Annotated in this window: 14 protein-coding genes; 9 read left to right on the top strand and 5 right to left on the bottom strand. The window is 58.2% G+C overall.

All coding sequences use genetic code 11. The features are described 5' to 3' along the window. Window positions 1-139: 139 nt before the first annotated feature. Window positions 140-637: a hypothetical protein gene (locus tag AC13QY_RS00940; RefSeq protein ID WP_246661164.1), complete on the top strand. Its 498-nt coding sequence runs from the start codon at window positions 140-142 to the stop codon at window positions 635-637. A gap of 285 nt (window positions 638-922) precedes the next feature. On the opposite strand, the gene AC13QY_RS00935 is transcribed toward AC13QY_RS00940, so the two are convergent. The 3 genes from AC13QY_RS00935 to AC13QY_RS00925 form a co-directional block, all read right to left on the bottom strand. Next, window positions 923-1,240: a chemotaxis protein CheW gene (locus AC13QY_RS00935; RefSeq protein WP_233788557.1), complete on the bottom strand. Its 318-nt coding sequence runs from the start codon at window positions 1,238-1,240 to the stop codon at window positions 923-925. Between the two features lie 294 nt (window positions 1,241-1,534). Further along, the gene (locus AC13QY_RS00930) at window positions 1,535-2,356 is read right to left on the bottom strand and encodes a sterol desaturase family protein (RefSeq protein WP_113329400.1); all 822 of its coding nucleotides are present in this window, start codon (window positions 2,354-2,356) and stop codon (window positions 1,535-1,537) included. A gap of 156 nt (window positions 2,357-2,512) precedes the next feature. Beyond that, on the bottom strand, window positions 2,513-3,556 hold the full coding sequence (locus AC13QY_RS00925; RefSeq protein WP_145634780.1) for a helix-turn-helix domain-containing protein: 1,044 nt from the start codon (window positions 3,554-3,556) through the stop codon (window positions 2,513-2,515). Window positions 3,557-4,358: 802 nt separating this feature from the next. Between AC13QY_RS00925 and AC13QY_RS00920 the strand changes: the two genes are divergently transcribed. Next, entirely contained in the window at window positions 4,359-5,129 is a 771-nt protein-coding gene (locus tag AC13QY_RS00920; RefSeq protein WP_113350807.1) for a hydratase, read from the top strand. Between the two features lie 219 nt (window positions 5,130-5,348). After that, window positions 5,349-5,555: a hypothetical protein gene (locus tag AC13QY_RS00915; RefSeq protein ID WP_233788556.1), complete on the top strand. Its 207-nt coding sequence runs from the start codon at window positions 5,349-5,351 to the stop codon at window positions 5,553-5,555. 110 nt (window positions 5,556-5,665) lie between these two features. Here AC13QY_RS00915 and AC13QY_RS00910 read toward each other — a convergent pair whose 3' ends face one another. Then, window positions 5,666-6,391 carry an SDR family oxidoreductase gene (locus AC13QY_RS00910; protein ID WP_069610097.1) on the bottom strand — a complete coding sequence of 242 codons (726 nt, stop codon included), beginning with the start codon at window positions 6,389-6,391 and terminating at the stop codon, window positions 5,666-5,668. A 66-nt stretch (window positions 6,392-6,457) separates the two neighbouring features. On the opposite strand from AC13QY_RS00910, the gene AC13QY_RS00905 reads away from it, so the two are divergent. The 6 genes from AC13QY_RS00905 (at window position 6,458) to AC13QY_RS00880 (ending at window position 12,272) form a co-directional block, all read left to right on the top strand. Then, window positions 6,458-6,733 (top strand): hypothetical protein, encoded by a 276-nt coding sequence (locus AC13QY_RS00905; protein WP_145634777.1) that lies wholly within the window; start codon window positions 6,458-6,460, stop codon window positions 6,731-6,733. Between the two features lie 63 nt (window positions 6,734-6,796). Further along, on the top strand, window positions 6,797-7,774 hold the full coding sequence (locus AC13QY_RS00900; RefSeq protein ID WP_145634774.1) for a tagatose kinase: 978 nt from the start codon (window positions 6,797-6,799) through the stop codon (window positions 7,772-7,774). A 183-nt stretch (window positions 7,775-7,957) separates the two neighbouring features. Next, entirely contained in the window at window positions 7,958-8,683 is a 726-nt protein-coding gene (locus AC13QY_RS00895) for an SDR family oxidoreductase (RefSeq protein WP_113329395.1), read from the top strand. Window positions 8,684-8,694: 11 nt separating this feature from the next. Next, window positions 8,695-9,468 carry an SDR family NAD(P)-dependent oxidoreductase gene (locus AC13QY_RS00890; protein WP_145634771.1) on the top strand — a complete coding sequence of 258 codons (774 nt, stop codon included), beginning with the start codon at window positions 8,695-8,697 and terminating at the stop codon, window positions 9,466-9,468. A 330-nt stretch (window positions 9,469-9,798) separates the two neighbouring features. Further along, on the top strand, window positions 9,799-11,139 hold the full coding sequence (locus AC13QY_RS00885) for an SAM-dependent methyltransferase (RefSeq protein ID WP_145634768.1): 1,341 nt from the start codon (window positions 9,799-9,801) through the stop codon (window positions 11,137-11,139). 410 nt (window positions 11,140-11,549) lie between these two features. Further along, complete coding sequence (locus AC13QY_RS00880; RefSeq protein WP_371864848.1) at window positions 11,550-12,272, top strand: L,D-transpeptidase; 723 nt, start codon at window positions 11,550-11,552, stop codon at window positions 12,270-12,272. 58 nt (window positions 12,273-12,330) lie between these two features. Here AC13QY_RS00880 and AC13QY_RS00875 read toward each other — a convergent pair whose 3' ends face one another. Further along, entirely contained in the window at window positions 12,331-13,227 is an 897-nt protein-coding gene (locus AC13QY_RS00875) for a sugar phosphate isomerase/epimerase family protein (RefSeq protein ID WP_113329392.1), read from the bottom strand. Window positions 13,228-13,314: the final 87 nt, after the last annotated feature.

Genomic DNA, 13,314 nt, shown 5'->3' with positions numbered 1-13,314 from the left:
CGTCATTGACGGAGCTGTCGGTAAAACAGAGCTTCGGCGCAGTCGGTTCCTTTCCATGGGCTTCAGTCGAGTGACATTGGGGCGAGGGTCGCGCGATGCACTGGACCAAAGGCTCACGCGGACGGTCTTCATCGGGAATATGTGGAAATTCATCACGCTCAAAGCTGATTCCGGTGATGGAATACAGGGATTGACTGCCTGCAGCCCTCTGTTCGCAAATACCGGAACCGGCTACTGGATGTCGACGAATACAGGAAGTCAATCCGACAAAGGCTTGCGATCGCCGCACATTCACGGCGGAGCGATCTCAATCCGTCAATGTGCGGCGCGGCTCGAAGAAGCCACCGATACGTTTCGCTCCGTGGTCCAGGTGCTCGGCAGGTTTGTACATATGATCCCGACCAGCAGGATTACGGAGACCAAACCAACCAATGTCTCCCATGACTGCCGGCGAAACGGCAGCGGCCAGCGCGATCGGGATATGTTTGGATCATACAGCATTCATCGGCTCCATATCCAAGGGAGAGCCGTCAGCATCGACGTGGCCGTTCCGGTTGAGATCAAGGCTATGATCGCTCTCTTTTTCTGGCACGCGTTCATCTATCAAGTTTATGTCCGTCGAATTCCGAATGTCTAGTACCTTGATCGACAATATCTGGTAACGAAGCCCCTTGCGATTGCTGGATCTGCCAATTTAAGTGAAGTATGGAGAAAATATTTCCGAGATTGGCCGTTATTGCTGAGACATAAAGGCGTGCATGGCTTCAGTCGTGCGCCATGTTGAAAATCTGTTCCGGAATTTGGCCGCGGCTGGTCATAGTGTACAGGAAGTGCGGCAGGTGGCTCCTGCGAAGAGATGACTTTCTTCATGGCTTGCGGAAGCGCGTTCCCAGCCGCCTTCTTTGGCATCGGGAAAGCGACGCTATACGGCTACACGCTCGCGGCCAAAAATGTCGAGTTCCGAAAGGCGGATGGCTTCGCTCGCCGCCGACGTGCTGCCGATGAATTCGTCGATCAGAAATGCGACGTAGCCGCCAGTCGTCTTGATGATGGCGATTTCACAGCTCCTTGAGGGCTTGTTGCCCATCTTCGTCGCCAGATCGTAGACCGGCACCAATTCGCCACGATATGAGGTATGACCGAGCGCGCGGCGCGTATCGTCGCTATCGCGAACTGGGCGCCAATTATCCGCCCGGGCGACAATCGTGCCGTCGATGAATGTACATAAGGTGTCATGCACGCGGACCGCCATCGCTGCACGGCGACGAAGAAATGCTGATAGAGGCATTGAGCACTTTGTCCCCTTCGGGACTCCCCATTCAAAAGTGCAATCGTCTGAGGCGAAACCCATTCCAGGATGCCTTGGCACTGTCATGGTGCCGCCGAACCTTGTTCGGCCAGACACGTCGATGGTAGAGCCGTGGTCTTGATGACCGCTTTTAGGTTTATCTAAAATTCTAACGGAGGCGTGTTTTTAGACCGAGCATTGGGCTGAAAGCGTGAGGAAAATCCTGGAATTGAAACAGCCTGCGTTCTAGCTATGCCTGCCGCGTCGAAACGGTCGGACGAGAAATTCGGTCAAGTTTTGCGGCTCCCGGATATTGGGCAAGCCGACATCGGGCCATTCCGCGGCCTTCGGATAATAGGCGGTCCCGAACAGAATGTCCCAGATCGCCGAGCCGCTGCCGAAATTCTTGTTGAAGTGCTGTCGCTCGACCGAATGGTGAATACGGTGAAAGCGATTGTCGGGAAAGACGTAACGAACCCAGCCCAGATTCAGTCGCGTCGAGCTATGCTCGAAATAGCCTTGCCAGCGCACGAAGAACACCCAGATCCAGGGAACATAGTCCTGTTTGAAATCGAAGAGCAGCGAGACGGGAATGATCAGAAACGGAATCCTGAAGATCTCCTCGCTGAAATGGTGGTTGCTGTTGAAGGCGCTCATTTCCTCGAGCGAATGATGCTCGGCATGGAAGCGCCAGAAGAAGCTATTGCTATGCTGTAGCCTGTGGAACCAATAGTAGAAGAACTCGCTGACCTGCAGAACGAGAAAAGAAGCAGCTATGGCGCCCAGCAGATGGAGTGGCCATGCGTTCGAAAACTTCGAGAGGAATGTTAGGTCGATTGCAAACAGCGGCTTTATGCCGATGCCCGCCCAAAACCAGTAGAAGAGTGTCAGGCTTGCCTTGGTTATGAGGATGTTCGTCACGCAGAAGATGGCGCCGCGAAGTCTCGATACATAGGTATAGCGAGACTTCGGAAAGATGATCTCTGCGGCGAGCAACAGGAACGCGACCGGAAGGATGCGATCGGTGTACTCCTCCATGAAATCAAGCAATTGAAGCAAATTTTCCATTGTCAATTTGCTATCCACGGAACGACGGAGGAAGCGATATCCTCCCTTTATCCGGGAATGGCGGTTGCTTCAACTTGATGATTAAAAACTGGTTAAAGCCATGCCGGCCGGATTGGAGAGAGGTTAAACACGTTCCGGATTGTGCCCGAACGCGATTCACTCAGCCTGTGGTGCGGCCGTGGACTTGACGGACCTGCGCGACCTGTCGCGCCATTCGAGCGGTGTGGTATCAGTGACGCGCCGGAACTCGCGATTGAAGTTCGACTTGGTCTGAAAGCCGACATCGAACATGATTTCCGTCACCGGCTTCCCGGTTTCGGCCAGCAGCGTGCAAGCTTCCGCGATCCGGTACTCGTTGACATATTGCGAGACGTTTTTGCCGGTCGCGCGGTTGATGGCTGTGGAAATCTGCCGGGCGGGAATCGCAAGCTTGCGCGCCAGCCGGTCGAGATTGAGATCGACATCGCGATAGGCGTGTCTTTCCTTCATCAGCGTCTGTACGGCATCAAGCGTCTGGGTGTCCTGCAGGATTTCAGGCGGCTGGACAGCCCCTCCCTTGTCGACGGGCGCGTGGCTGCGGCTGGCTGCAGCGGCGGCTGTGGCCAGGATGGCCAGTCCCACGAGATTTCCGAGGCTGATGACCTTCAACGCATATTCACCACCGGCCCAGGCGAAGTCCAGCCAGATGAAGATATCGACCATCGCCGATAAAAGAAGAGCGCCGGCAGCAAAGAGGACGGCCCGATAGGTCGGACCGGCATTTTCGAATGGCGCGAGGCGAAGCGCGTCCGTGCCCGAACGCATGAGAAGCAGGATCGCCGCGGCATAGCCGATGTCGATCAGTACGATGGCGATATCAATCGCGTCGCGCCACACCGCGATCAGCACGATAATGAGCCCGGCCGGCAGCGCATGCAGGCAGATCTGCTGAAGTGGGGAGAGCGAGCTTTTGCGCACCAGTCTCGAGACGCCGAGATAGGCAAGTGGCGCCACCATCGCGGCCGCCACCGGCATGATATACATGGCGGGCTGAACGGCATAGCCCCATCGCAGACCGGAAAGCGTGGATTGAAACGCACTGAGAAGGATCAGTGTCTGGAAAGGCAAATTGGGTGGTGCTTCATCGTCTCGAGCCTTTACGGCTGCAAAGAGAACGACGAGCAAAATGGCGACGACAAATGGAAATGGAATGAAGAGCATTGATCGGTTCGTGAAGGATTGGCAGCGATTTTCCAGCCGATCATGCCGAAAGATACACTGCGCGGCGACCTCAAACATGATTGAGGTCATCAAAATCCTGGGGAAGGGCGCCTCCCGGAACGAGGACGGTCAATTTCGCTGGATCCCGCTACCTTATCCGCTTCTCCTATTCGCGCCAAAACTCCGTTACCTCCTTTCCCGGATGCCGTGAACAGAGGAGCGAAACAACATAGGTGCGTTCAAAAATGGACGCAGACAGGCGGGTCGATTCTCCTTAGCGTCGGCCTCGATCGTGCATTCGGTGCTCTGCCGGTACTGGTTGGTCCCGTTGTACGATCCGGCAGAATCCGCCTGCGCTTGCCCGGTCGCGGTGTGGATGGATTGCCTTCAGGCCGCGCGCAAGAAATCCTGAGCGGACCCTGGCGTCATAGCCAGCAGGACGATCTGAAACGCTGCGGCCGATGGCATCCAATATGGCTATGTCGGCTTTGAAGCCATAGCGGCTGCGGCTCGATGCTCTCGGACCGCGCACCTATTATGCTGTTCGATGCCATGACGTCCGCGTCCTTGCCGCAGTCTCCTGACCGATACGGCTTCCACTTCGAGCGTCGCTTCGCCGCCTGGCGGTCTCAGCCAAAGCGGCAGCGGTAAGGCACGGAACGACGGGATGCCACATATCATTCAACGAGAAAAAGCAATCACTATGAGATTTTAATCTTTTCGCGCATTGCGCCGAATGGAACGGCTATGCGTGTCGAGCCATTTTCGCGTGAAAGCCAGTTGTCGAGATTGGAGCGCGAAGATGTATTTCGAATTGAAGGATACCACAGCCGATCTTCTGGCGAAGTGTCGCCGTCACGAAGAACTTTGCGATCTTCCGCTCGATCTGATCGTCTCTGAAGATGAGGCTTACGACATCCAAGCCGCGGCGCAGGATGCACTCGGCTTTGAGCGCAAGGGCTATGCGATTGTGGGAACGAGCGATCTGTCTTGCCGGACGCTCGGCCTTAAGGGGCCGATTTATTCAGAAATTCCGTCTTCCGCCCTGCAAAAGAGGGCGCAAAGCTTCCGTCTGCCGCCGGGAACCATTGGAATACAAAGCGAGTTCGTTTTCACGATGCTGAGGCCATTTCCGGACGAGGGCGAGCAAATCTCCCTCGATAGCGTGGCTGAGGCGGTCATGAGCTGCCGCCCTGCAATCGGGGTCGTCGGCCGCCGGACGCGGCGAGCGTTTGCCGGCGCAAACGCTGCGATTGCGGATTTTGGCCTGCATGTCGCGACGCTCTGCGGCGACCATGCCGCAAATGTGGACATCGGCGCTCTTTCGAGAATCGAGGTCACGGCGTTTCTGTTTCGGCAGACCATGGTGTCCGGCAGCTCGTCGGCGGTCATGGGCAATCCGCTGAACGCGGTTGCGTGGCTTGCCGCGGCGCTTGCGGCAAATGGCAGGCGGCTCGAGCCGAGCGATATCGTGGCGACCGGCTCCTGCACTGCGGTCCTCCAGGTCTGCGCCGGCCAGCATTTGGCCGTCGACTTCGGGCCGCTCGGCCAGGTCGAATGTGTCTTCAATTAAAATGAATCAAAAGTCGAAAGGACGGATAATGCGGCCGCAGCGAAAGCCATTCGTGGTCGAGATCAAGAAGAACAGGCGTCCGCGCTCGAAATCCTCTCTTGAGCAAGCGACGCGTGAGCGCACGCGCGCGCAGAAAGGTGCTGGGGCGAGTGTGGGCCTGACCCTTCAGCGTGGGGATCGGAGCTGATGGTCAGTCGGAACATTCCTCACGAATATTTCATGCTTTCCGCAACAAGGGAGGAAGGCCCTGTTGTCGGCTATGTCAACGGCAAACCTATTTCGGCTGCCGTCGTGGATAGAAACGGCAGCCGCTACCGGTTCGTCGGCATTGCCGTCCGGGATCGCGAAGGCAGGCTCGACGTCCTGACGCTCAGGAAGGGAGAATGGATCGTCGCGCCAGATCTGATCTATGAGGCGGCAGCCTGATGCCAAGCCTTCCAGGCGTTCCATAGCATCAGCTCCCCGTCGAATATCTCAGCCTCTTCGGCGGCTTCCATCGGGTGTTTGATCTCTATCAGGATGCCGTGGATATGATCTCAGGCGATCATATAGCCGCCATCGATCGGCATGGAGATGCCGTTCACCATGGCCGCCGCGTCGGAAAGTAAGAAAAGGATTACCTCCGCAACCTCTGCCGGTTCGACAAAGCGGCCGGCCGGAATGCGATCGCGCATGGGTGCTGCCTTTTCGGGATCGCTCCATGCCTTGACCGCCATCGGTGTCAGCGTCACCGTCGGGTGCACGCCGTTGACGCGAATACCCTTGGGCGCCAGTTCCCTGGCCATCACGCGCGTCAGGCCGTCCAGGCCGCCCTTCGATGCGCAATAGGACGCATGATCCGGTATGCCGATAAATGCGGCAATGGAGGAGACATTGACGATTGCGCCGGGAAGGCCTCTGCCGATCAATGAGCGAGCGAATTCCTGGGCCACGATCATCGGCGCGCGGGTGTTGACCGCATGCAGATGGTCGAAGGCTTCGACCGTGGTCTCAAGGAACGGCTGCAGCTCGGTCGTGCCTGCGCAGTTGACAAGATAATCTGCCGGAAGCGCAGCGATTGCTGCCTCACGTGTTCTGTCGGCGTCGGCAAGATCGACCTGAATGGCTTCGCAACCCAGTTCATTGCGCAAGGAAGCGACGTCCGCTGCGCTTCTGGTCAGCGCCACGACATGTGCGCCGCGCTTTATCAGCATTTCCGCCGTCACTCGACCGATGCCCTTGCCTGCCCCGGTGACGATCACTCTCTTGCCTTCGAAACTCATCGGAACTTCCTCTTTCGATCTCCTGCCTGTTTGCCGATCGAAGATGCGAATGCGGCGGGGGTCAACATGAAAATGCAGCGTTCTATCCGAAGCGAACCGAATTTCTCGCCGGGCGGAGGCATCCGCAAACAGCGCAAGCCGCCGAATTTCACGGCGTCTGTTCCGGCGACCCATAATTGCCGCGTCGAAGGGTCGCGCCCGCAAGCAGCTGGAATCATGCTTGAATTCATTGCGAATGCTGAAATCGCCACGAAAGAGAAGAATGCTTCTGGTCCGACGCTCAACGCGGCATATATGTTTCGCCAGTATTTCTTTGCTGGAAAACAATCAGTCTTGCGATGAGGATGGAGCGCAACGACACGCCGTCGCGGATTGAGAACAACAGGTATCGAAAGCAGGATTGCAATGCGTTCAATACTGGCACCCGACCAGCTTGGCCCAACGGTCTGCGCCGGGGAAATCCTTGTGGAAATCGTCGCCACGACGGTCGGCAATGGTTTCATGGAGGCACAACCGCTCGTCGGACCGTTTGCGAGCGGCGCCCCGGCGATCTTCATTTCCCAGTGCGGGCGACTTGGCGGCAGCGCAGCAATGATCGGCGCCGTCGGCACCGATGATTTCGGCCGCGTGAACCTCGAAAGGCTCAAGGGCGATGGCGTCGATATCTCGGCAATATCCATCGACCCGGATTATCCGACAGGCAGCGCCTTCGTTCGCTACCGCGAGGACGGTTCCCGCGACTTCGTCTATAATATCGCGACGTCAGCGGCTGCTCGCTTTGGCTGGAGCGAAGGCGTCAGCAATCTCATCGACCGTGCCGGACACCTGCATGTGATGGGTTCGGCGCTATCCGTTCCGAGCGCGTGTGAGGTGATCGACAAGGCCGTCGATATCGTCAAGACCCGCGGCGGCACGCTTTCCGTCGATCCGAACATTCGCAAGGAACTCAAGCTCGACGAGGCGACCGAACGCCGGTTTGCCCGGCTTGTGGCTATGGCCGATCTGCTGCTGCCCTCCGGGGAGGAGCTTGAGCGCGCGGCCGGCGTCGAGGGCGAAACCAATGCGATCCGCCGCCTGTTTGAAATCGGCGTCAAGGAAATCGTGCTGAAGCGTGGGGCTGATGGCGCGACTTATTACAGCAGGGAAGGCGAGCGCATCGATGCGCCGGCCTTCATCGTCGCGGAAATCGATCCGACGGGTGCTGGCGATTGCTTCGGTGGCGCCTACCTCACTTGCCGACGGCTCGGCATGCCGGCAGCAGACGCCCTGACCTATGCGGCTGCTGCGGGTGCCCGCAATGTCACAGTCGTCGGTCCGATGGAGGGGGCCGGCACCCGAGAGCAACTCGACGCGTTCATCGCAACCACGGAAAGACGTTCCTGATGCGGATCCGTTCCGTCGAAGGGGCGGGCTTGGAGGTCCAGGTGGTTCGACGACGGCCGCTCCATAGGCGCGATTGACCTGATCGCACTGTGGATCTCGCAGACTGTCTCGAGCTTTGCCAATGAATACCCGGTCTGCAGTGCCGGTAAATGATAGCTGTTTTAATCCAAGGAGGAGGAGACCATGGACGAATTGAAGGGGAAAATCGCCGCGGTGACCGGTGCGGCATCGGGGATCGGGCTCGCTTCGAGCGAGGCCATGATTGCGGCGGGAGCGAAGGTCGTCTTGATCGATCGCGATGAGAGAGCATTGGCATCGGTGTGCGAGCGCCTGGGCGAACTTGCCATTCCGCTGGTCGTCGATCTGCTCGACGCGGAGCAGTGCGCCGGGCTGCTAGAGGGCATCCTTGCCAAAGTCGATCATCTCGACATCTTTCATGCGAATGCCGGCACCTATATTGGCGGTGACCTGGTGGAAGCCAATCTCGACGCCATAGACAGGATGCTTAACCTCAACGTCAATGTCGTCATCAAGAATGTCCGTACCGTCGCGCCGCATATGATCGGGCGCGGTACGGGCGATATCATCGTCACGAGTTCGGTCGCAGGCCATTCGGCCATTCCTTGGGAGCCCGTCTATTCGCCCTCGAAATGGGCAATGACCAGCTTTGTCCAGGCCATGCGGCGCCAGCTTCTGAAGAGCGGTGTTCGAGTCGGTTCTGTCTCTCCGGGCCCGGTCATCAGTGCCTTGCTCGCCGACTGGCCCGAAGAAAACCTGCGCAAGGCCAAGGAGGCCGGCGCCTTGATCGAGCCCAAGGAAGTCGCAGATGCCATCATGTTCATGCTGACACGTCCGCGCAACGTGACGATCCGCGACGTCGTGGTTCTGCCGAGCGCCTTCGATATTTGAGGAGCAAAGCCATGGGTTATCAGGAGAAATTCCGGCTCGATGGCGAGCGGGCTGTGGTTACGGGCGGTGGCCGCGCCATCGGCCTTTGCTGCGTAGAGGCACTGGCTGAAGCTGGCGCTGCAGTCGTCGTCATCGAGCGTGACGAGGCCGACGCACGGGGAGCTCTCGCTTTACGAGAGAAGGGTTACGACATCGATGTACGGATCGGCGATGTCACGGACTCCGCGCGAATGGAGGCGATCGCCACGAAACTCGTCGATGGCGGCCGTGCCGCGACGATCCTGGTGAACAATGCTGGGATCGGTCAGAGCGGCATACCCTCGCAGGATGTCAGCGACGCCGATTGGCTGCGAATGATGGATGTCAATGTCAATGGCGTGTTCTGGTGCTCGCGCGCCTTCGGCCGCCACATGATTGCTCAAAAACGCGGCGCCATCGTCAATCTCGGTTCGATGTCTGGAATCATCTGCAATAGGCCGCAACCACAGACGCCATACAACGTCTCCAAAGCGGCGGTCCATCATCTCACACGGTCGATGGCGGCGGAATGGGCGGAGCATGGCGTCCGGGTGAATGCCGTGGCTCCTACCTATATTGAAACGCCTATGGTGATGGCGGTCGAGGCCAATCATGAACGCATTCCGGTCTGGCTTGCCGATACGCCGATGGGGCGGATGGGAACGCCAGAGGAAGTCGCCAGCGCGGTTCTCTTCCTTGCATCGGGCGCTGCCAGCCTGATGACGGGCGCGATCGTCAACGTGGACGCCGGCTTCACCTGCTGGTAGGTGTGTCCCGCGTCGGAGTGCATTCCCTCCGCGTAATGCTGCTCGGCAGAGGCGATGCTATACGGCTTGCATTCGGCTGTCGCGCACCCTTTGCCGCCGGGAGAGGTCTCACATTCCGGCAGCCGGCTGGCTATATATAGCCGAAGCAGTGATCCTGCGGAGGGGGCGAGCATCCTTGTAGGCGCGTTTGAGCTTACTCAACCTTGATGTCGCAAATGATCTGGATATTTTACCAGATTAAGTAGTACGCTTTCGATACCGGTACGGGATTCTTCGCCACCCCTCAGGCCAGGAGATCACCGTCAAGGAAACGATAAACAGGTAGTTGTCATGTTCCTAGAAGCAGCTCTTTCCCGCTTGATCAAAATCGGAACGCTCACGGTCACTTTTCCGGACGGTTCCACGCGCAGTTTCGGTACGGGATCGGAACCGCGTGCAGCGATGAAAATCAACACCGCCCGTGCAAAACGCCGTCTGCTCCTCAATCCGGCTCTGGCGCTGGGCGAGGCCTATATGGACGGGGAAGTCGAACCGGCTTCCGGCGATCTTTACGAGATGGTGGACTTGCTCGCCCTCAACATGATGGAAGGCGGGAGCCATCCCTTCGAGAAGCTGATGGAAAAGGTCCGCTGGCTGCGCCGAAATCTCGATCAATTGAATTTCGCCGGTCGCTCGAAGCGCAATGTCGCGCATCATTACGATCTCGATGCGCGGCTCTACTCCTTGATGCTGGATGAAGACCGGCAATATTCCTGCGCCTATTTCCCGGTCGGCGACGAGACCCTGGAGGAGGCACAGCTCAAGAAGAAGCGGCATATCGCATCGAAACTCATGCTCGACCGCCCGGGCCTCGAGGTTCTGGACATTGGCTGCGGATGGGGCGGCATGGCGCTCTATCTCGCCAGGGAGTTCGGTGCTCGGGTGACGGGTCTTACGCTTTCGGAAGAGCAATTGCTGGCCGCACGAGCCCGCGCGAAGGATGCCGGGCTGGAGCATATGGTCACGTTCGAACTGCTGGATTATCGCTCCTGGACGCGTCCGGTCGACCGCGTCGTCTCGGTCGGCATGTTCGAGCATGTGGGCATCAACCATTACAAGACTTTCTTCGACAAGATCTGCTCCGTGCTCAAGGAGGACGGTGTCGCGCTGATCCATGCAATCGGTCGGGCTGATGGTCCCGGCAGCACGAATCCGTGGATCGCGAAATATATCTTCCCTGGCGGCTATTCGCCGGCGGTCTCCGAGGTCCTGTCCGTGGTTGAGAAATCCGGTCTCTGGGCGACCGACATCGAAATCCTGCGCCTCCATTATGCCAAGACGCTCGAGCAGTGGCGCGACCGCTTCATGAAGAACAGAAGCACCCTGGCAAAACTCTATGACGAGCGGTTCTGTCGGATGTTCGAATTCTATCTTGTCGGGTCCGAGCTTGCCTTCCGGCGTATGGGTCACATGAACTGGCAACTGCAACTGACGAAGAACGTTTCCGCTCTGCCGTTGGCCCGTGACTATATGGTCGATATCGAGCGGGCGCGGGCTGTCATTGCCGAGCAAGGGAGGGCAGGGCCTATCGAAGCTGCGAGCGCGCGGGCAAGGCGAGATCTGACCTTGCATGACGAGCGCAAATCCCGCCAGCAAAATCAATCCGGAGGCGAATCCTCGCGGAACCTTTAGAAACCACTTGCAGCCCGGCATGAGGATTGGCAGGACATGGGATACAATGTCCTGTCCAGCCATTCCTTCAATATCTAGCCGATACATATCGCAATGTCGCGGCGAGCAAGTGCCTCCGTGCAATCAGCACGTTTGCGCATCGGTAAGGCGGCAAGCGCCCAATAAACTCGCGGAAACACAAGATCGCTGTGGCTTCTGGCCCACACTCGTCGATTGAGTTTGCAGGGTCATGGTATTGGCGAACTTGTCATCACAGGTCCCGAGTGGCTATGAGGTCATCACCACTTAATGATGAGACATGTCGCCTCTTTCGGTCTCATCCGTCGAAGAGGCGATATCAATATGCGGGGTTTGTTAGGATAGGAATGCGCTCAAACAAGAATGAAAAGACTCTTTCCCGCCGGGCTTTCATGCTGGGGTCTATCTCTGCGACGGCAGCGCTTGCGGGCTGTGCCACCACCGCCCCGGTTCCAACTCCCATTGCAGCTCCGGTTCGTACGCCACCTGTCGTTCCCGTGGCGTCGGAACCTCAGAGCGTCGTCACACCCGATCCCGAACTCGAAGCACGCTATGCCTCCGTGGTCGATGGCGGTCATGTCATTCCGGCGGTTCCCTACCGAAAGCTGGACCCGAAGTTTTATCGGCAGCGCGTTCCTGATCCGACCGGCGAGGCGCCCGGTACGGTCGTCGTGGATACGGCGTCGAGATTTCTCTATGTCGTGGAGCGCGGCGGCACGGCCATGCGCTACGGTGTCGGCATCGGCCGCGACGGCTTTGCATGGCAGGGCGAAGGGATCATCCATTGGCGCCAGCATTGGCCGCGCTGGAAGCCGCCGGGCGACATGATTGCCCGCAAGCCGGAACTCGCGAAATATTCGGTTGCCAATGGTGGCATGGACCCGGGAATCAAGAATCCGCTGGGTGCCCGCGCGCTCTATATCTTCCAGAATGGCAAGGACACGCTCTATCGTCTGCATGGTTCACCGGAATGGCGCTCGATCGGCAAGGCAGCGTCGTCCGGCTGTGTTCGCCTGATCAATCAGGACGTCATCGACCTCTACGAACGCATTCCATACCACGCGCGCATCGTCGTTCATCAGGCGCCGCTTCAAAGCAAGGCGATTTCTGCCTGAGCGAAATCGGCTCCCTCGATAGGCGCGAGCCGATGCTTCGGCACGATGGAGTGCCGTATCACGGAAGACGGCTGCGCTGCTGGCTTTGACGCTGGGCCTCCTGCGCGGCCTTGAGCTGCGCCTTCGTATACATCAGCGCATGTTCGGCAAGGTCGCGGCCATCATCCCAGAGGTTGCGCCAGATGCCGAGAATGCCTTCGAGCGGCTGGCCGACAACGCGAGAGGAGAAGGATTCGAAAGTGATCGGCCCCTGGTAGCCGGAACGGACGAGAGCCCTGAAGACGCCGGTAAGATCGATCGTGCCCGAGCCCATATAGCCGCGATGGGAATCGCCGGTATGGAAATAGCCGAGATAATCGCCGGTTTCGAGAATGGCGGCCTGAATATCGGATTCCTCGATATTCATGTGATAGACATCGAGATGCACCTTCACGTTCGGCATGCCGATGCGCTTGCACATCTCCACGGCCTGGGCGGCCGTGTTCAGCACGTTGGATTCGTAGCGGTTTACCACCTCCAGAACCAGCGTGATGTTGCTTTTCGCCGCCGTCTCGGCCACCTCTCGCAGGATGTCGACCGATTGCGCGACGCCGGCAGCTGTCGTCGGCTCGCTATATTTGCCGAAAGCGGAATGCAGAATGCCGCCGATATATTCGCCGCCGCAATCGCGGCAGACGGCGATCGCCTGTTCCAGCCTTTCCTTGCCGCGCCGACCCTTCTCCTTGTCGCCGCTTGAGATATCGGTTTCAAAATCGAGACCAAGCGAGAAGTTAATACCGATGCCGTTTTTCTCCAGCTGCCGGCGGGTGAATTCCGGATCGATCAGGCTTGGGTCGAGCGCTGGTGCCTCGATGAAATCGTAACCCACCTCGGCGCTGTTTGCGATTGCGCGGGCGCATTCGTCGCGGCTCCAGCCGGCCTCCCATACCAGCGCGTGAACTCCCAGTTTGTTCATGCTCGTCCTCCCGATTTCGTGGATGCAAAAAAAACATTGCTGCAATGCGAAAGACATGAATCGTTTTATACTTAGAAACGCTCACGT

It is taken from the genome of Martinezella sp. CNPSo 3795 (assembly GCF_057784475.1).
The sequence above is the reverse complement of the archived record's forward strand: the minus strand, read 5'-3'. Positions and strand labels throughout refer to the sequence as shown.